The sequence below is a fragment of the Carnobacterium divergens genome, from assembly GCF_900258435.1.
GTDB classification, from domain to species: domain Bacteria; phylum Bacillota; class Bacilli; order Lactobacillales; family Carnobacteriaceae; genus Carnobacterium; species Carnobacterium divergens_A.
In genome coordinates this window covers 98,574-117,269 of the sequence record NZ_LT992558.1, presented here as the reverse complement: position 1 = coordinate 117,269, position 18,696 = coordinate 98,574, and the positions used below count along the sequence as shown (strand labels likewise).

Here is an 18,696-nt window from a genome sequence, read left to right as displayed (position 1 = left end):
GAATACTAAATGATGAATAGTCAAGGTGTTCTTGTCCCTAAAAAGTAGTATAATTTAACTAATATAAGTCATTATAAGTGGAGGTAAAAAATGAAAGAGATTGTTCTTAGCAGTTCTGTTGATTTAACTGAAGGTGGATGCAATGCTTGTGGGATTGTGAAAAGTGTTTGCTATACGTTATTGGTTAATGGCAGAGAAATAGCATTAGATGGCCTGTCAGTCCATACGGTTGTAATGACGATTGTCTTAACAGAGGGGTGGAAACAGAGTTTTGAAGTTCAGATGATGGATGAATTCACCTTGTTTACTAAAGGAGCGCACCAAGTAAAATTAATTGAAGCGTACGATCAATTCATTTACGAAGGACATAAAACAATCGAATGTTCGAATAAAATCAATGAAGTCAATCAATTATTTAACCAAGTGGAAGAAATTTTAAGGGAGCTATTTGAAGTAGACAACTATGTATTTAAACTCTCTGATGAAATGGCATCGAAATGAAAAACGATCTATTCTTAACTAATGATGCTTAGTTGGGAATAGATCATTTTTTGTTTCAATTAGTTGAGGAGGGCAATGGCTTCTACTTCAACTAAAACGCCAAGTGGGAGATCTTTTACAGCTACGCATGAGCGAGCAGGTTTATGATTGCCAAAGTGTGTACCATAAACATGATTAAATTCAGCAAAATCTGACATATTTGTTAAAAAACAAGTTGTTTTGATAACGTGGTGTAAATCACTGTTGCCTTCATTTAAAACAGCAGCTAGGTTTTTCATGACTTGTTCAGTTTGCTGAGAAATGGTAGATGCGACAACTTTTCCAGTGGTAGGATCAACTGGGATTTGGCCAGATGTGTAGAGTGTGTCGCCGACAGCAATCGCTTGAGAATAAGGTCCAATCGCTGCTGGTGCTGAATCGGTATGGATTTTTTTTAACATGGAAATGCCTCCTTCTTTTTGTAAAGGTTTTCTTTTAATTTAAACAAGTATTTAAAAGAATAGCAATAGAAAAAAATAAAAAACCATCCGATAATGAGTCAGATGGCGAAAAATGTTCAGGGAACTGCTTTTTAGTTAAATTGTACAAGAATCTCCTTCACAATTAGCATCAGTAGAAGCGATGGGTGCTGAAGTTGCTGATTTTTCTTTAATTTGAGCCAAAACAGATTTAAAGGTTTCAATTGGTTGAGCACCACTTAAAGCGTAGTGGTCATCAATTAAAAAGAACGGAACACTTTGAATGCCCAATTCCATTGCTTTGGTTTCGTCGACCCGAACAGGCGCTGTGTATTCTGTTGAATGGATGATTTCACGAGTTCTAGCTTCGTCCAATCCCACTTTTTTAGCGATAGCCACTAAGGTTTCTTCGTCATTCAAAAAAGCGGCTTCGGTAAAGTAGGCATACATACCTGCTTCAACAAATTCATTGCCTAACCCCTGTTCTTTGGCAAACTGTGCTAAACGATGCATAGTAAAGCTGTTTGTAGCTTTCATATTATCAAAATCATAATCTAACCCAACGTTTGCAGCCATTTGTTGAATGTGAGCGTTATTTGCTTTGGATTGATCGTAGCTAATCCCGTATTTTGTGGCAATCAATTGGTGAATGTCTTCATTGTGGTGAATGGCTGTATTGGGATCAAGTTCAAAGCTGTGAAAGATGATTTCAACATCTTTTTCATTTCCTAGTGCAGCTTCTAAGTGGCGTTTTCCGATATAACAAAATGGACAGACAAAATCAGACCAAATATCAATTTTCATAGTAGAGAAGCTCCTTTTATTAAAAGTCTATAACTTACAAATAGTAAGTTTTTTACTATCATACAACGAAATGTTTGAGCTGTCAATCGATTCAATTGAAATCAAACTATTCGCTAATTAAAGGCGATTATTGTTATAATAAATAAACGTTTTTAAGAATAATAAGGGGGAGAGATAATGGCTTATTATAGTAAGATTTACCTAACAACCGTTTTTGTTTTTTTAATCATTGATTTAATTTGGTTATTATTTATTGCGAAGAATTTGTATCAAAAAGAAATAGGGCATTTGATGGGACAAACGAAAGTTTTTCCAGCAGCAGTTTTCTATTTGTTATTTATTGCAGGATTGATTTTTTTCGTTATTAGTCCGTCAATTGAAAAAGGTTCATTGTTAACGGCTCTTATTACAGGAGGATTTTTTGGATTGATTTGTTATGGAACTTACGATTTAACGAACCTAGCAACGTTAAAAGATTGGTCAACGTTAGTAACGATTCTTGATTTAATCTGGGGTACGGTATTAAATAGTGCCACTGCAGGAATTGTCTATTTAATAGTGAAGCATTTCCAATGGAATTAACAGCCATAAGGTAGTGAATAAGGATGGGAGAACGAATGGAATCTAATGAAATAATCGATAAAGAACAATTGAGGTTGGCATTTCAGCAAGGAGCTATAGCTGTTATTAATAAAAAGAAAGCACTTAATACAATCAATGTATTTCCAGTTGCAGATGGTGATACGGGTAGCAATCTTGCGTCTCTTATGCAAGGCATTATTGAGGAGACGGGGCAGCAATTTCAGTCTATCAAGGAAGTGTTTGATGCAGTGGCAGATGCTGCACTAGTAAGTGCTCGAGGGAATTCAGGAATCATTTTCGCTCAATATTTAAACGGTTTTGCAAGACAAGTTGAAAAAGAAGCGTCGTTTTCAGTAGCCAACTTTACAACTAGTGCCAAGGCAGCTGTCAAAGATGCTTATGCGGCAATTGAAAACCCAGTAGAAGGTACGATGATTACCGTTATTCGAGCATGGGCGGAGGCTTTAGATGCAACAGAAACAAATTTCAAAGCCATTTTAAGCCAAGGGTTAGAAGAAGCCAAAGTTGCTTTAACTGAAACACCGAAACAATTAAAAATTTTACAAAAGAATAATGTTGTGGATGCTGGAGCTAAAGGCTTTGTTCTATTTCTTGAAGGGTTTACTGAAATGATTTGTCGTCACGGGGAAGCAGAAATGAAAACAGATTCTGCATTTATAGAACAGCAGTTGAAAGTTGAAATCAGTCAGTCTAGTCATGAATTAGACAATGCGCCAGAAAATCGTTATTGTACCGAAGTTTTAATAGAAGGACAGCAACTTGTCCAAGAAGAAATCAAAGCCTTACTGCAAGACCTGGGTGATTCGATGGTAGTTGCAGCTGGCGCTAAAAAGGCGCGTATTCATATTCATTCAAACCAACCGGCAGAAGTTATGAAGCGTCTTCGAACCAAGGGGCGTATCTTACAACAAAAAGCGGAGGATATGTTGTTGCAATTTGAAGTCAACACAAACCAAAAATATAAAATTGCACTTGTAACGGACTCGATTGCAGATTTACCAGCTTCTTTTGTGTTAAACGAACAAATCCATGTATTGCCGATGAACTTAATTGTTAACGAGGTTAATTATCTAGATAAACTCACGATTCAACCTACTGAATTTTATGAAATGACTCGAATAGCAGATGGGGAATCGAGTTCTTCGCAGCCTAGCCTTAAAGCGATTGAGAACCTTTTTTCTTATTTAGAAACAAGATATCAAGAAATCATTGTTGTCACGGTTGCCAGTGCGTTAAGCGGTACCTATTCTTCTATAAAAGAAGGCGCTAAAAAATTCCAGCAAAAAGGAACAAAGATAGCAATTGTCGATTCCAAACAAAATTCTGCTGCAGAAGGTTTGTTAGTAATGGATGCAGCGGAATGGATTGCAAAAGGGGAGTCCTTTGAGACGATTGTTGCTAAATTAGAAACAGCAACGACGAAGACGAAAATTTTAGTGAGTGTAAATCGCTTAGACGCAATGATTCAATCTGGAAGATTGCCAGGGACGATTGGAAAAATTGCTCAAAAAATTCACTTAAAGCCTATTGTTAGTTTAAATGAAAAAGGTGGTGGCTCTGTTTTAGGTGTAGCCTTTAGCACCAAATCGAATGAAAAACGCTTATTGAAAGAAGTTAAAAAACTGCAATGAATACATTCAATTAAAAGATACGCAATCATTCATGCAAATGATGAAAAACGAGCGCAACGCTTTGCAAAACAAGTCGAAACGGAATTAGGATATCCGCCGCATTATTTAATGGAAATCTCGACAGTAGTGGCCATGAGTGCTGGAGAAGAGTGTATTGCAATTGCAGTATCGATGGAAGATAAGAAAATGGAGGAGATTTAAATGGGAAATGCGTATGTATTAAGTGGGATTTTATTAGTTATTTATTTTACGATATTATTCCTAGTTGCTCAGATGTTAAATAACAATTCAATCGTAGATTTAGCATGGGGACCAGGATTTATTATTGTAGCACTTGCTTCTTATTTTTCGACAGGAGCGCCAACATTGGCAGGCATGTGGGTGACGTTATTAGTGTTGGTATGGGGCTTGCGATTGTTTTACCATCTGGCACGTCGGAATATCGGCAAGCCTGAGGATTATCGATATGTCAATATGCGTAAACGTTGGGGAACGAATTTTCCAAGACTAAAAGCGTATTTAAATGTTTTTGTGCTACAAGGGGTTCTTTTATACATCGTGTCTCTTCCAATTCTGTTAGTAAATACAACGAAAGTGGATTCATTTTACTGGTGGAATAGCTTAGGAATCATTATTTGGGCAATTGGCTTCTTTTTTGAAGTTGTAGGCGATTGGCAATTGAGGAAATTCAAACAACAAGCTGGAAATCATGGCAAACTTTTAACAACAGGTCTTTGGTCGCTAACTCGTCACCCTAATTATTTTGGTGAAGCGCTTAGTTGGTGGGGAATTTATTTGGTGACATTGACAACTGTAGGAAATCTATGGGGAGTAATTGGCCCAATCATCATTACATTGTTGCTATTATTTGTGTCAGGGGTTCCATTATTAGAAAAAAAATACCAAGACCGGCCTGATTTTATTGAATATGCTAAAAAAACCGCTAAATTTTTCCCTGTTCTTGGAAAAAAAGGATGATAAAACATCGTATATTCTTAAGAAAGGATGAAAATTGTCTTTGATCAAATTTAGGCATGATTTTCAATAAGTGTGATAAAATAAAACTCTGAATGAAAAAATGCACTTATTTATTTCCTTAAGGAGGAATTGCGAATGATGAAAAAAGGAATCGCTGAATTTATCGGAACGTTTGTTTTGGTATTATTTGGTACAGGAACGGCTGTTTTAGGCGGAGGAATTGAAGGGATTGGTACGTTAGCCATTGCAATGGCATTTGGTTTATCCATCGTAGCAATGGCTTATAGTATCGGAACGATTTCAGGTTGTCACGTTAACCCAGCTGTTTCAATCGGTTTATTTGTTAATAAACGTATTTCAGCAATGGAGCTTGTGTACTACCTGGTTGGTCAAGTGCTAGGTGCAATCGTTGCAACTGCAGTGTTAAAAAGTATTTTAGTCGCATCTGATTTATCGGTTTCAAACTTAGGTCAAAATGGTTTTGGTAACTTAAACGCAATGGGTGCTTTTCTAGTTGAATGCATCTTAACTTTTGTTTTTGTACTGGTAATCGTGATGGTAACAGGTAAAAAAGGCAACCCAGAATTTGCTGGATTAGTCATTGGTTTAACACTTGTATTGATTCACTTACTAGGCATTCCGTTAACTGGCACATCCGTTAACCCAGCTAGAAGTATTGCTCCTGCAATTTTTGCTGGCGGCGAAGCGTTATCACAACTTTGGGTCTTTATTGTAGGACCAATTGTTGGTGGTGTATTAGCTGCTATTGTTGGGAAATTTGTTTTAGATAGTGAAGTAAAGTAGAAGCATACTAAAAGCAAAACCATACTGGATTTTAATTCAGTGTGGTTTTTTACTTAGTTTATTTGATTTGGTCAGATAACTTAGAATTAAACACGTACAAAAGCTGTATGTTACGCATCTGTAACAATCCATCCATTGAAAAGAGCCAAAACCTATCAAAACATAATTCATCCTTTAGTCCTATTTTAAAAATATTACATTTGTGAGTCATCTTTGAGAATTGCTAGTCGTTGAGGTGAGGGTATGATACAATATTTTAAGGTTAAATAACCGCTAAAATTTAAAACATAAACTTAAAACATAAACTTAAAAACAACGACATCTGGAGGAATTTAGTGTGAAAAACAAAATCATGACATTTGTATTAGCAGGAACGTTGACATTATCAGCTTTAGCAGCACCAATTAGCGCATTAGCAGACGATTTATCTGAAAAAATTGACCAACAAAATTCAAAAATTAGTGACTTATCAGGTCAACAAAAAGAAGCAACAACAAGTTTAGAAGCTGTTACAAAAGAAATCGTAGTAGCAGAAGAAAAAGCAAAAACATTGGTTGCGCAAAGTGAAGCGACTCAAAAAGAAAAAGAGAAATTAGAAGCAGAAATCACTGATTTAACTGCTAAAATTGACCAAAGAACAGAACAATTGAAAAAACAAGCAAGATCAGTACAAGTAAATGATGGAGATAGCTACATAGATTTCATTATCTCAGCTGAATCTTTATCTGATGTTATTGGCCGCGTTGATGTTGTTAGCCAAATGGTTTCAGCAAATCGTGAATTAGTTAAAGCACAAGCAGATGATAAAAAAGCCGTAGAAACTAAAAAATCAGAAACTGATTCTAAAATCGAAGAACAACGTCAAGTTTCTGGTGAATTAGAAAAGTTAAAAGGTGAGTTAGAAACGAAAAAAATTGCACAAGAATCAGCAGTTGCAACTCTTGCAGCAAGTAAAGCTACAGCAGAAGGCGAACGTGATCAGTTTTTAGCTGAAAAAGCGGATGCTGAGAAAAAAGCAGCTGACCTAAAAGCACAACAAGAAGCTGCTGCTAAAGCTCCAAAAGCAGTTCCAACTTCAACCGAAACATCAAAAACAGAAACTGAAAATACAAATAATGCACCTGCTGTTGATCCAGGTGCAGGTAGCGTTTCTGGAAATACTATTTCAGCAGCCGAAGGAGCAGCAGTTGTTGCTGAAGCAGCACGTTATCTAGGCGTTCCTTACGTATGGGGTGGGAAAAGTCCTGCTGGATTTGATTGTTCTGGTTTAACAGGCTATGCATTTAGTCGTGTTCTAGGAAAATCAATCGGTGGTTATACCGTTCCTCAAGAATCATCAGGTGTTCAAGTGTCAATGGGCGCGTTACAAGCTGGAGATTTATTGTTCTGGGGACCTCGTGGAGCTACTCATCACGTAGCAATTTATGCAGGTGGTGGACAATACATTCATGCTCCACAAACAGGTGACGTTGTGAAATACCAAAGTATCAGCGGGTATGCACCTTCATTTGCAGTTCGTGTTGTAAAATAAAACAATTGGAAGCCAGTAGCTGATCGTTATTCAGTTACTGGCTTTTTTAGTTAAAGCAAAAACTCAGCTTTTTATGTATAAGAGCAGTATACTAAAAGCAGTGTATCAGTGAAGGTAGGAGGAACGAAAAATGAAATTAAGTGTCTTAGACCAAGCTCCTGTAACTGCAGGGAATCAAAGTGCGGAGGCAATTATAAAAGCCGTGGAATTAGCGTTACTAGCAGATGAATTAGGATATCATCGCATGTGGTTAGCAGAACATCACAACACAACAACCTTCGCAAGCTCAGCGCCTGAGATTATCATTGCCTATTTATCTAGTTTGACTAAAAACCTCAGATTAGGGACAGGTGGAACGATGATGATGCATTATTCTCCACTAAAAATGGCGGAAGTATTTAAAACGCTAAGTGCATTGAATCCAGGGAAAATTGATTTTGGTGTTGGAAGAGCGCCTGGTGGAGATATGAAGGCTATTTATGCATTATCAGAAGGGGCACGCCCTGAGTTGCGTTATCTATATAAAAAATTAGAAACAACCTTAGAGTTAATTAAAGATGCGCTTCCTAGTGATTCGCTGTATCAAGAAACAATCGCTTCTCCAAGCCAAATAGTATTACCCGAAGCATGGCTATTAGGATCCAGTGGAGACAGTGCTAGAGAAGCTGCTAGAATGGGTGTTGGTTATTCTTTTGCCCAATTTTTTATGGGTTCGTTATCAAAAGAAATACTGGATTTGTACAAATCAAGATTTCAACCGTCTGATTTTATGGAAAAACCAGAAATCAATGTTGCCTATTTAGCAACGGTTGCAGAAAGTCTGGAAGAAGCAGAGTATGAGGCAGCACCAGCCGATATTCAACGTTTGATGATGGCTAAAGGTCAAAAACCAGTTATTTTAACACCTGAAGCAGCAAAAAGCTTGCCTTTAACAGAGCTCGATCGAATGAAAATTCAAGAAAATCGTAAAATCCACCTAGTAGGAACACCGGCAATCGTTGCCGATAAATTACTTCAAGAAGGAAACGAGTATGGTTTTGATGAAGCGATGATTGTGAGCATTACCCATAGCCAAGAAAAACGGTTAAACACCTACCGATTGTTAGCGAAGGAAATCATATAAAAAATGCCAACTAAGTAAACCAATTTTACTTAGTTGGCATTTTTAGGTTCATTCGTTTTTTCTTTGATAGGCAATTTTCATTTCAACAAAATAAGGATCAATCCTTTCAATGAGGCCTGATCGCCCAATTGTTTTGCATTTTCCGCCATGAAGGAGGCAACTAACAGGTAAAAGCTGATAATTTTCTTGCAAGTCATGAATATCAAAAGTTCCAACAGTTTCGATACTGCCGATAAGTTGTTGATCGAGGATATTTAAACCAGCATAGACATGCAACTGATGTTCTTCAGCGACTAATTTATAAGATGGAATCAAAGCATGCGTTCCAATAGCGTCAAATTTAATGAGATTGCTTTTTTTTAGAAAATCGGTTAGCTGATGATCATCCAAACCTTGATAATTTTCTTGAATATGGTGGGTTTCAATCAAATAATCCGCGATATGTTTAAGGGCTGCTCGTTGAGAATCGGTACTAGTTAACGTTGCAGAAATCAAATTATTTTGATCATAAATTCCAACAGGATCATACATTACAGGAGTAGCTGATTGTGTATGAAAAGGATTAGGAGAAATCGGTGCTGAAGCATCAGCATCTTTAGGTTTTCCACCAAATATTTTTTCAATATGAGGAGAAATATCTCCTTTTATCGTTTTGGATGTAAAGTAGTAAACAAGATTTAAAATTGAAAAATAAAGAAGCACAAGAAAAATCAGTGCAAATAAAAAGCCACGCAAGTAAAGCTGATTTTTAAAAAATTGAATCGCTAAATGCAACAAATACCAATTTCCAATAAATCCCATTAGCGTATAAATTTGATTTTTTAACTTAAGATTAAAGTTAAAAAAGCCTAGATAATGATTAATAGCGTCAAATAGACTAAACACGATCACTCATCTCCTTTCTATTGGGCAGCGGTTGGATTCGTCGTATTTTTTTGCTGCTGAGTTGGATCTTTTGGTGTGTTTGTAGTTGGATTGGATTGACTAGAATCAACTGAACTATTCACCGGTGGAGTGTCACTTGTACTGGTGTCGTTTGTTGCAGGCTCTTTTTGACTAGAATCTGTTGTGCTGTCAGAAGTGTTACTATTTTCTGTTGCATCATTTTTAGCAGGTTCTTCTGAATTTTTAGTTTCTATTGAAGAAGAATTTTCCGATTCATTTTTTTCTGAAGGAGCACTGTCAGTTACAGAAGTGTCTTTTTGGATCGGCGTTTCTTGACTTTCTTTTTGTTCTTGCCTAGGTGCGGGTGGGTTCACCCGATTTACGATGGTGTTCGTAGCGCTTAGTCCAATAACAATTGAAACAATTGCAAATGGAGTTATAAAGGGTGGTGTTCGATAAGACATAATTAGACCTTCTTTTCTTTTTATCATTCCTATTAGTGTAGCACACGCTTTTCAAAGGAATCGTGAATCTTTTATTAATAAAACGATAAGATTATTAAAATAATTCTAAATCCAGCTGTTGTGGTAACAGTCCAGTAAACGTTACATTTAATAATTTTTGCAAATTTTTCCCATTACCTGCAGCATGACCACCAGAATTGTTATTAAAGATAACCGCAACGTCATTTGATTCCTCTGTAAGTGTTAAAACATCCTGCTTAATGCCTTCAAGTTCTGCTAAATTATAATTATAAAGAGTTCTTTTTTTTCGCCAATCAGGCCCTGAAGCATTTAACCAGCCATCAAAATTCCGACCATGAAGGCGATATAACGTTAAAGCAGAGTTAGTCACTGCTAAAACTTTAGGGACGCTATTTGTTGGCGTTTGAGGCTGATCGACTACTGTGTGAATAAAGTTGAGTTCCTTTAACAATTGAAGGGTCTGTTGCTGATAGTCAATGGAATACCAAGTATTGTTGCGAAATTCAATTGCAACTGGTAAATCGTTCATCCAAATTCGAATGTTTCTCAAGTAAGCAACATGCTCTTTTGTGCAGGCGAAATACGGTGGAAATTGAAAAAGAAAGGCTTTCAATCGATTTGCTGAAATCATGGGTTCAAATGTAGCTAAGTAAGTGTCAAACATATTTTTTTCGCTAGGGTAGAAATCACTCCAGTCGCGATGTTTGGTCATGGTCTGCAATGCCTTGGGTATAAATTGGAAAGTGGGAGGTGTTTTTGCTAACCAGCTTTCAATACTAGAAATAGCAGGCAATGCGTAAAAACTTGTGTCTAATTCTACAAACGGAAAATGTGCGGCATAGTTTTCTAATTTCTGTTGTTTATTTAAAATCAATGTATCATGGTCTCCCCAACCTGTTAAACCGATGGTAATCATAAAATTCCCCCTATTTTTAGTAGATTCCTATTATTATTGTAACGCAACATTGTGGAAAATGAAAAGAAGGTGCAACATTATTTCCTAGGAAATAATCCCCTTAAAATAGGAAGCGTTTTAAGTTTGGGATTATCAGTTTTCTACTTGGCATCCATAAAAAATGATAATCTTATTTGGTACTTTGTATGGTAAGATATACTGTAAAACTTTGAGGATTTTGTATTAATGAAGGAATCACAAATGCTTTAAATCCACATTTTTAAGTATCTATGATAAACTTTTACTATTAAGTGAACATGGGGGCTGGGAATATGAAAAAATGGCTAGGATTTTTGCTAATAGGTCTTGTTTTAATAGGATTGTTAAGTATGTTAATGGTTCGATGGAATCAAAAGAATGAGGCGGAATTAGTCACTATCAAGAATGAAGCCTTTTTAGATGTAGTCAATACAAAAAAAAGTGGGATTTTCTATATTGGACGCCCGACATGTGTTCATTGCCAAGCCTTTCAACCTAAATTAGAAGCAGCATTAAAATCAACTAATAAACAGGTTTTCTACTACAATACAGATGAAGCTAAAAAAGAAGACAATGCACTGTTTAGCAAGATTATTAAAACTACGAGTATTTCTTCTGTTCCAATGGTTATTGTAATTAAAGATGGAGCCGTGGTTAAAAAATTAACAAACTATAAAGACCAAACAAAAATTGAAAATTTTTTAAATAAAGAAGCAAAGTTATACTAAAAAGGAGCAATAATGATGAAAAAGAGCCATTATTTTCTAATTAGCGGTGTATTAATAATCTTGTTAGTCATGGGACTTATTGTATTATTGCCAGCCAAGTCAACTCCTTCATCACAAAAAAAATCCTCAAGCGAGGTAGCTAGCATTATGAAAGAGCAAGAAGAAGTGAAACCAAAAAATCATTTTGGAACGAATAACAACCAACATAAGCAAGCGCTACTTCAATTTATACAAAATAAAATGACAAGCGAGCATGGGATTGTGACTAATTATATAGATACGAATCAAACTGAAGAAACCGCAACAGGGCATGAGATATTAAGTGAATCGGCTGGTCTAATGTTACGTTATTTAGCTTTATCAGGTCAAAAAAAAGACTTTAACCATGAGTGGGATCTGACGCTTAAAACCGTCGATGATGGAACACAGTTTAGTTATCGCTACAGTCCTAAGTTAGCCAAACGATCTGACGTGAACGCGTCGGTGGACGATTTACGCATTTTGCGTAGTTTGAAAGAGGCAGCGAGTAAATTTCATGACACTGACTATGAAAAAGATTTTGAAAAGTATGCGAACCGTTTTACTAAAACATCCATTAAGAAGAATGAACTCTATGATTTTTATGACAGCAAAATAAAAGTAAACAATGATTTTATTACGTTATGCTATATTGATTTAAAAACAATTAGCCTGTTGCCAGACAATCAAACAAAATTGTTAGAAAATCAGCTTACGATTCTGGAAAACGGCTATTTAGGAGACGGTTTTCCATTTTACAAAACTCGCTTTAGTTACTCTAAAGAAGCTTATCAAGATAGTGATGAAATCAATGTCATTGAGTCATTATTAGCAATTTTACATCTAAGTGAAGTGGGGTTACAAAAGCAAGCGAGTATTGATTATTTAAAAGAACAGGTCAATGATGGAACCTTATCGAATCGTTATGATAGCCAAGGAAAACCGATTGATTTAAATCAGTCGCCAGCAAGCTACGGAATTGCGGCAATGATTGCTTCTGAAGTTGGAGATGAAGAATTTTATTTAACCGCAATAAATAAAATGGAAACGTATCAAGTAACCGATGGAGCAAGCCCGTTAAATGGCGGTTACGGCGATACAGTGACGAACCAAGTGTATTCATTTAATAATTTAATTGCATTACTAGCATATCAATATTAAATCACACTGAAATAGTATAAGAGGGTGACTTTTTGAAAAAAGGATTACGAGCGATGAATAATGGGTATACAAAAACGGTCAACTTTCTCGATCGTTTTATTTCACCGGCACTATTTAGTGTGTGTTTAGTGGCGATTATTGTTGGAATTGTTTTGTTTGTTCCGCCATATAACGGCATTGCAGATAATGGCGATTTTTTTAGAATGATTTATAGTAACGGATTGTATCATTTGCCAGGCTATTCAGATCATTATTTTGTAGATGTTGTTAAAAAGTTAGGAATTATGCAGTATTATAATGAAAACTTAGCGACGATTTTTTCTTCGCAACCCTTATTTATTAAATTAGCCATTTTTGTGAACAAGCTTTTTTATAGTAACACCGTTTTTGATCTACGATTCATGGGATTGATTTATTATGTGTTCTATTTAGGTGGTATTTATTTGTTAGTGGAGGGGTTAACGTATCGTGTGGCAAGTAATAAAGCTTATTTAATCGGTTTGATAACGGTTTTTATTTTTGGTGATACGGCTTATACAGTTTATTTTAATTCTCTTTATAGCGAACCTATTATGTTTATCGCGATGCTTTATATCATTAGTGGAACATTATTACTATACCGCCAACGCTACAATGACACCGCAATGGTAGCTTTGGTTACAGTCAGTTCGATTATTTTAGTAACGGTTAAGCAACAAAATGCACCACTGGCGATTTGTTTAGCTTTTCTTTATATTGCGTTTTGGTTTGTTCGCAAAGAGCGCTTTTATCGAATTGGAGTATCTGTTGGATTGGTTTTGGTTTTAATATCAGGTGTGGCTACATACAAACTAATCACTTCTGAATTTGAAAAAATCAACCAATACCAATCATTGACACGCGGGGTTTTGTTAGAATCGAAAGAACCAGAAGCTGCTTTAGCAGATGGAGGGATGAGCGAACAATACGCGTTGCTAAAAGGCAATACTTTTTTTCAAAAGTACAAGGCGATTGATGTAAACAGTCCTTATTTGTTTAAGCATTTTTACAATGAATATGGATTTGGTTGGATTTTAAAACATTACCTCTTTCATCCAGATGAGCTGTTTACACTATTAGATATTGCAGCTCGTGACATTCATGAAGTGCAACCAAGAGAAATGGGAAATTTTGAAGCCTCTGCTAAACGTCCAGATAAAGCTCAAGTCACCTATTTTACAGGTTATAGTTCAATTAAACGCATGTTTTATCCTAAGACAATCGGTTTTATTGCCATTTGGATGTTGGTATATTTAGGAATATACGGGGTATCCGCCTATCAAAATTTTAAAGAAAAACGTTATCGTGGGCTTGTGCGTTATGGATTTATTATCGCCTTAATTACGATGGTTCCAGGGATTCTATTGATTTCTATTGTTGGAGATGGAGATGCAGATTTAGCAAAACATCTTTTCCTAATAGCAGTTATTTTTGATGGCTTGACGTTAATGACGATTACGGATATTTTAACGAATCATTTATGGTCGGATGAAGGCAACTTATTACAGGATGAAAAGGGGCGTTAATAAAATGAATCGAATTCAAAAAATGATGTTCCTCTTTTTCCTGTTATTCGTTTCATTAGCAAATGGAGCGCCACATGCAAAGGCTGAAACGATTGGGAACCCCCATAAAACGATTTTATTCGTCTATGATAGTTTAGATGTGTCAGGGTCAGGTGAAAAATCAATTGAAAGTTTACAGCGTTTGTTAACGAGTTTAAATGTTGCTGTTTCAACAGTCAGCATGGATCAGTATCAAAAAAATCAAGTTCAAGAGTTTGACGGCATGATTGAATTAATGAATGCTTCTGATTTAGAGATACAAAATAAAGCCTTTTTAGCAGACCGAGAGGATTATCAAGGCTTGAAGCTTCATATTGGCGATAACTTACCGGTTAGTTGGCAAGAACAAATGGGCATTCAACTGAAGAAGATTCCAAAGCAACGTTTTAAACTCAGCAGTCAAGAGTTAGAGGCGAAAGAACTGATTTTGGAACCAGCAGAAGTTACAGTAAATGCAACGGATGCAACCACAGATCTAGGTTCGATTTCATTTGAAAACCAAGAGACAACGTATTCCTACGGGACGTTGAAAGGTAAAATGGCCTACCTACCCTATTTTCATGCAACGGGTTTAAGTCAAGAATTAATGGTAAAGCTGTTACAGAAATGGTTGAACATCACCTATCAAAGTCAACCAGTATTAGTGATTACTGGCGTCACGCCATTTTCCGATTTGGCATTATTGGAATATATGGGGGATCAGCTCTTTAAAGAAGGAATTCCTTTTGCAGTCAGTGCAACTAGTGTTTGGCAAAATACAGATTTAAAAGCTTACGATAAATATGTGGATACGTTGCAATATTTGCAATTTCGAAATGGCTCCATTTTATTGCAGACGCCAGTAGCTTCACAAGCGAATAAGCAAGACGATAGTGAGTTAAAAGAGATTATGAATACAACGATTGATCAATTGGTAGAGCATGAAGTTTACCCAATTGGCATCGCGACACCAGCTTATTGGAATCAAGATCAAGGTTATCAAGAAGATGCCTTGCGTTTAAGTGATAGTGTGTTATTGTTGCCAAACCCTCAAACAATAGCAAAACGTGTTGTAGCAGAAAAAAGTGGTGTGTATCAAAAAGCCTATTACGCGTTGCCAGCAGAAAATTTAGATGAAATTGAATGGACCGATACCGCTTTAGGGTATAAATTTTCATCGCCAACCGCTATTACGTATGATTTTCCTGATACGTTAAAAAAACTTAACAGCATGTTGGAAAAAATAGACAATCTGCCGATGATGGCAAGAGATATCCGGAAAAGCGAACACCATGTTGCAACTTCGACAAGTGTAATTGATGTGAAAAATGGTCAAATGCGTGTCAACGGTGAATTAAAACAGCTACACACATTGCCTCAAGAGAGCCAAAAAAAGATTCAAAAACAAGCAACAGATAAAGGCAGTTTGGCTGATTTTTTTGCTTTTCAAGATAAAGTGCTAACGATTATTATAGTTGGGACGCTCTTTATTTTAGTTGTCTTCTTTATTGTTGGTTATAACTTATATCGTGGAAAATATCGCACTAAAAAGTAAGGAGGAACCTTGATGACATTAGCAGACTATCTTTTGCTTATTTCAACGATTTCAATATGGAGTTTACTATTAGTAAATGTTGTCCTGATTATTGCGGGGTATATTTACTATATAAAGACAGAAAAAAAAGCAGTTCCACAAATTAAAGGCGAAATACCATTTGTTTCAATTATGGTACCTGCCCACAATGAAGGAATTGTGATTGTAAAAACAGTTGAAGCCTTACTACGTTTTGATTACCCACATGAACGATATGAAATTATTGTTATCAATGACAATTCTTCTGATAATAGTGCCGAATTATTAGCTGCGATTCAACGAAAAAACCCAAGCAGACAGCTACACATTGTAAATACAGATGCGGAGACTGGCGGTAAAGGGAAATCCAATGCATTGAATATTGGCTTTAAGCAGGCAAAAGGAGAAATTATTGCAATTTACGATGCGGATAATACACCCGAAAAAACAGCCTTGCGTTATTTAGTAGCAGAACTTACAAATGATGACCGTCTTGGTGGGGTCATTGGTAAATTTAGAACTCGAAATCGAAATGCTAGTTTGCTGACTCGCTTTATCAACATCGAAACGTTATCCTTTCAATGGATGGCCCAAGCAGGACGTTGGCAATTATTTGGGTTGTGTACCATTCCAGGTACGAATTTTATTGTCAGACGCTCAATCATTGAAGCAATTGGAGGATGGGATGAAAAAGCGTTAGCTGAGGACACGGAAATTAGTTTTCGAATTTACATGATGGGCTATCGCATTAAATTTCAACCAAAAGCTGTTACTTGGGAGCAAGAGCCTCAAACACTGAAAGTATGGTTTAGACAACGGACGAGATGGGTAAAAGGCAATATTTATGTAATTGTTAAAAATACCCCGTTGCTATTTGATCGTACGGCAAGGAAAATCCGATTTGATATTTTGTATTTTTTATCTATTTACTTTTTATTAATGACGTCGTTAGTAGTTTCAGATACTTTATTGGTGATGAATTTAATGGGTTACCTCACCACAACATTAGCAGGGTTTAGTGGACTGCTTTGGCTCCTAGCGATTTTGTTATTTATTGTAGGAACCTTTATCACAATCACCACTGAAAAAGGCGAGATGACGCTAGGAAACGTTGGGATTATTATGTTGATGTATATCACTTACAGTCAAATGTGGTTGTTTGTTGCAGCGTACGGTATGGTGATGTTTATTAAAGAGTCCGTTTTAAAACGTGAAGCTAAATGGTACAAAACCGAGCGATTTTAAATGAAAAATAAAAAAGGAGTGGCAATTATATGAAACAGTGGTTCAAAATGGGAGTAATTTTAGCATTTCTATCAATAAGTGTCCCCATGTTAGCTCACGCTGAAGGTGAAGAGCCAACAGCAGATAAAGAAATTTTTATTACAAATTTTCAAAGTACGAAAAGTTCTTTAGTTGGAAGTGCACCTACAAGTAACCTTTATTTTAGCGTATTAGAGTATTGGGATGTTGACAAAGTGACACTTAATTTAGATTACAATGTATCACAGTTAACAAAAAATGAAGCATCAAGCATCACGATTTCAATGAATGGGACGAAATTCTATTCCTTTAGACCAACAGAAGCAACACAAGAAAGACAAAGTTTAAGCTTGGAAATACCTAAAGACCTTTTGGAAAAAGGTGAAAATGAGCTGAAAGTAGAAGGTGTTATTGTAACCAAAGAAACGCAAGATGTTTGTAGCGTTACACAATCAGCTGCGGATTGGTTGCATATCTTTAATGGCTCAAACGTAGGAGTTTCTTATACAAAACAGCCTATTTCAAATGCCATTCAGTCATTCAATACGTATTTTGGTGGCATGGATTCAGCCGTTCAGAAAAAAGTAGCCATTTTAGTACCCGATAAGGCCAATGAAGTAGAGCTACAAAGCGCTGTTTATGCCTTGTCAGGTTATACAAAGAAAAATGAAGCAGACGGAGCAACTATTCCGATTAGTCCTTTTTCAGACAGCGCATCAAAAGACTTGCCTTACACCATTATGGTAGCGGAATATAAAAATTTGCCAGCTGAATATCAAAGTAAAATTGATGCTGAAAAAGTAAAAAAAGATGCAGTCATCCAGTTGTTTAAAACGGAAAATAAAGCGGTACTTGTTGTAACGTCAAATGATCCAAAAGCACTTATCAAAGCAGGGCGTTTTGTGGCAAATGATGAGTTGATGTCTCAAATTTCTAGTGACCAAAAAGTAGTGACCACTACTACTGAAACGGCTAGTCAACCCTTAAAAATTAACGACGAACTTCCCTTAACAAAAACAGGAGATGAAGTGGGAGGAACGGGTCATCAAGAAAAAAAATACTTTATGAGCTTGCCAGCCAATCGTTCAATTGCTGAAAATAGTGAAGTGAATTTAGCCTTTAGATACGCTAAAAATCTAGATTTTGATCGTTCATTAGTGACGGTTTCTATCAATGATATTCCAATTGGAAGTAAAAAACTAAACAAAGAATATGCGGATTCAGATACGGTTTCTTTTAAAATGCCAGCAGATTTATCCGTTGTTGGAAATTATACCGTCACAGTCAGCTTTGATTTAGAGATGAAGTCAGTTCCTTGTGTTGCTGACAGTAGTCAAACACCATGGGCGTATATTGCACCAGAATCAACGCTATTGATTAATACACAAGACCGAACAGACTTATTGTTTCAAAATTACCCATTCCCATTTTTACAAGATGGCAGCTACAATCAAATCGGCATTGTGTTACCTGATAAAATGGATCAAAATTATTATCAAAGTTTAACGAATATCATTAATTTATTAGGAAAATACACAGCAGATAATACAGGGATCGTAAAATTCTTCCCAACGACTGCAACTAAAGACGATTTGAAAAACTATAACCTTATCTTAATGGGGTTCTCCAAAAGATAATCCAGTCATCAAATCAC

At 36.1% G+C, this 18,696-nt stretch carries 18 protein-coding genes; 13 read left to right on the top strand and 5 right to left on the bottom strand.

Annotated elements, in window-relative coordinates:
* The first annotated feature begins 90 nt into the window (after positions 1-90).
* On the top strand, positions 91-501 hold the full coding sequence (locus CDIMF43_RS01110; RefSeq protein ID WP_109840958.1) for a DUF4809 family protein: 411 nt from the start codon (positions 91-93) through the stop codon (positions 499-501).
* Positions 502-560: 59 nt separating this feature from the next.
* Here the strand turns inward: CDIMF43_RS01110 and CDIMF43_RS01105 are convergent, their stop codons facing one another.
* Positions 561-941 (bottom strand): RidA family protein, encoded by a 381-nt coding sequence (locus tag CDIMF43_RS01105; protein ID WP_109840957.1) that lies wholly within the window; start codon positions 939-941, stop codon positions 561-563.
* Between the two features lie 135 nt (positions 942-1,076).
* Positions 1,077-1,763, bottom strand: a complete 687-nt coding sequence (locus CDIMF43_RS01100) for a DsbA family oxidoreductase (RefSeq protein WP_109840956.1) — start codon at positions 1,761-1,763, stop codon at positions 1,077-1,079.
* A gap of 177 nt (positions 1,764-1,940) precedes the next feature.
* On the opposite strand from CDIMF43_RS01100, the gene CDIMF43_RS01095 reads away from it, so the two are divergent.
* The 6 genes from CDIMF43_RS01095 to CDIMF43_RS01070 all read left to right on the top strand — a co-directional run bounded on the left by CDIMF43_RS01095 (position 1,941) and on the right by CDIMF43_RS01070 (position 8,433).
* A complete protein-coding gene (locus CDIMF43_RS01095; RefSeq protein WP_109840955.1) occupies positions 1,941-2,345 on the top strand; it encodes a DUF2177 family protein in 405 nt (134 codons plus the stop codon).
* A 35-nt stretch (positions 2,346-2,380) separates the two neighbouring features.
* Positions 2,381-3,997 (top strand): DegV family protein, encoded by a 1,617-nt coding sequence (locus CDIMF43_RS01090; protein WP_233218272.1) that lies wholly within the window; start codon positions 2,381-2,383, stop codon positions 3,995-3,997.
* 201 nt (positions 3,998-4,198) lie between these two features.
* Positions 4,199-4,975 (top strand): DUF1295 domain-containing protein, encoded by a 777-nt coding sequence (locus CDIMF43_RS01085; RefSeq protein ID WP_109840954.1) that lies wholly within the window; start codon positions 4,199-4,201, stop codon positions 4,973-4,975.
* A gap of 138 nt (positions 4,976-5,113) precedes the next feature.
* Complete coding sequence (locus CDIMF43_RS01080) at positions 5,114-5,779, top strand: MIP family channel protein (RefSeq protein WP_199198175.1); 666 nt, start codon at positions 5,114-5,116, stop codon at positions 5,777-5,779.
* A 337-nt stretch (positions 5,780-6,116) separates the two neighbouring features.
* The gene (locus tag CDIMF43_RS01075) at positions 6,117-7,310 is read left to right on the top strand and encodes a C40 family peptidase (protein WP_109840952.1); all 1,194 of its coding nucleotides are present in this window, start codon (positions 6,117-6,119) and stop codon (positions 7,308-7,310) included.
* Positions 7,311-7,440: 130 nt separating this feature from the next.
* Entirely contained in the window at positions 7,441-8,433 is a 993-nt protein-coding gene (locus CDIMF43_RS01070) for an MsnO8 family LLM class oxidoreductase (protein ID WP_074403499.1), read from the top strand.
* 48 nt (positions 8,434-8,481) lie between these two features.
* On the opposite strand, the gene CDIMF43_RS01065 is transcribed toward CDIMF43_RS01070, so the two are convergent.
* From CDIMF43_RS01065 to CDIMF43_RS01055, 3 genes are all read right to left on the bottom strand, one after another.
* Complete coding sequence (locus CDIMF43_RS01065) at positions 8,482-9,318, bottom strand: DUF6681 family protein (protein ID WP_074403498.1); 837 nt, start codon at positions 9,316-9,318, stop codon at positions 8,482-8,484.
* Between the two features lie 17 nt (positions 9,319-9,335).
* The gene (locus tag CDIMF43_RS01060) at positions 9,336-9,782 is read right to left on the bottom strand and encodes a hypothetical protein (RefSeq protein ID WP_109840951.1); all 447 of its coding nucleotides are present in this window, start codon (positions 9,780-9,782) and stop codon (positions 9,336-9,338) included.
* Positions 9,783-9,876: 94 nt separating this feature from the next.
* Positions 9,877-10,719, bottom strand: a complete 843-nt coding sequence (locus tag CDIMF43_RS01055; RefSeq protein WP_109840950.1) for a DUF72 domain-containing protein — start codon at positions 10,717-10,719, stop codon at positions 9,877-9,879.
* A gap of 311 nt (positions 10,720-11,030) precedes the next feature.
* Here CDIMF43_RS01055 and CDIMF43_RS01050 point away from each other — a divergent pair, with 311 nt between their 5' ends.
* Genes CDIMF43_RS01050 through CDIMF43_RS01025 form a run of 6 tightly spaced genes read left to right on the top strand, consistent with a single transcriptional unit; the run spans position 11,031 to position 18,679 of the window.
* Entirely contained in the window at positions 11,031-11,465 is a 435-nt protein-coding gene (locus CDIMF43_RS01050; RefSeq protein WP_162532892.1) for a thioredoxin family protein, read from the top strand.
* Between the two features lie 15 nt (positions 11,466-11,480).
* Entirely contained in the window at positions 11,481-12,644 is a 1,164-nt protein-coding gene (locus CDIMF43_RS01045) for a hypothetical protein (protein ID WP_074403494.1), read from the top strand.
* Positions 12,645-12,676: 32 nt separating this feature from the next.
* A complete protein-coding gene (gene wsfD, locus CDIMF43_RS01040; RefSeq protein WP_233218271.1) occupies positions 12,677-14,188 on the top strand; it encodes a glycan biosynthesis hexose transferase WsfD in 1,512 nt (503 codons plus the stop codon).
* A 4-nt stretch (positions 14,189-14,192) separates the two neighbouring features.
* On the top strand, positions 14,193-15,761 hold the full coding sequence (locus CDIMF43_RS01035) for a DUF2334 domain-containing protein (RefSeq protein ID WP_162532891.1): 1,569 nt from the start codon (positions 14,193-14,195) through the stop codon (positions 15,759-15,761).
* A 12-nt stretch (positions 15,762-15,773) separates the two neighbouring features.
* Positions 15,774-17,024 carry a glycosyltransferase family 2 protein gene (locus tag CDIMF43_RS01030; protein WP_074403493.1) on the top strand — a complete coding sequence of 417 codons (1,251 nt, stop codon included), beginning with the start codon at positions 15,774-15,776 and terminating at the stop codon, positions 17,022-17,024.
* Between the two features lie 29 nt (positions 17,025-17,053).
* Positions 17,054-18,679, top strand: coding sequence for a cellulose biosynthesis cyclic di-GMP-binding regulatory protein BcsB (locus CDIMF43_RS01025; protein ID WP_233218270.1), 1,626 nt, complete (start codon positions 17,054-17,056; stop codon positions 18,677-18,679).
* Positions 18,680-18,696: the final 17 nt, after the last annotated feature.

Bases quoted from the DNA above. Each gene is read 5' to 3' on its own strand.
- CDIMF43_RS01110 (WP_109840958.1), top strand. From the start codon at position 91: ATGAAAGAGATTGTTCTTAGCAGTTCTGTTGATTTAACTGAAGGTGGA.
- CDIMF43_RS01105 (WP_109840957.1), bottom strand. From the start codon at position 941: ATGTTAAAAAAAATCCATACCGATTCAGCACCAGCAGCGATTGGACCT.
- CDIMF43_RS01100 (WP_109840956.1), bottom strand. From the start codon at position 1,763: ATGAAAATTGATATTTGGTCTGATTTTGTCTGTCCATTTTGTTATATC.
- CDIMF43_RS01095 (WP_109840955.1), top strand. From the start codon at position 1,941: ATGGCTTATTATAGTAAGATTTACCTAACAACCGTTTTTGTTTTTTTA.
- CDIMF43_RS01090 (WP_233218272.1), top strand. From the start codon at position 2,381: ATGGAATCTAATGAAATAATCGATAAAGAACAATTGAGGTTGGCATTT.
- CDIMF43_RS01085 (WP_109840954.1), top strand. From the start codon at position 4,199: ATGGGAAATGCGTATGTATTAAGTGGGATTTTATTAGTTATTTATTTT.
- CDIMF43_RS01080 (WP_199198175.1), top strand. From the start codon at position 5,114: ATGAAAAAAGGAATCGCTGAATTTATCGGAACGTTTGTTTTGGTATTA.
- CDIMF43_RS01070 (WP_074403499.1), top strand. From the start codon at position 7,441: ATGAAATTAAGTGTCTTAGACCAAGCTCCTGTAACTGCAGGGAATCAA.
- CDIMF43_RS01060 (WP_109840951.1), bottom strand. From the start codon at position 9,782: ATGTCTTATCGAACACCACCCTTTATAACTCCATTTGCAATTGTTTCA.
- CDIMF43_RS01055 (WP_109840950.1), bottom strand. From the start codon at position 10,719: ATGATTACCATCGGTTTAACAGGTTGGGGAGACCATGATACATTGATT.
- CDIMF43_RS01050 (WP_162532892.1), top strand. From the start codon at position 11,031: ATGAAAAAATGGCTAGGATTTTTGCTAATAGGTCTTGTTTTAATAGGA.
- CDIMF43_RS01045 (WP_074403494.1), top strand. From the start codon at position 11,481: ATGAAAAAGAGCCATTATTTTCTAATTAGCGGTGTATTAATAATCTTG.
- CDIMF43_RS01035 (WP_162532891.1), top strand. From the start codon at position 14,193: ATGAATCGAATTCAAAAAATGATGTTCCTCTTTTTCCTGTTATTCGTT.
- CDIMF43_RS01030 (WP_074403493.1), top strand. From the start codon at position 15,774: ATGACATTAGCAGACTATCTTTTGCTTATTTCAACGATTTCAATATGG.
- CDIMF43_RS01025 (WP_233218270.1), top strand. From the start codon at position 17,054: ATGAAACAGTGGTTCAAAATGGGAGTAATTTTAGCATTTCTATCAATA.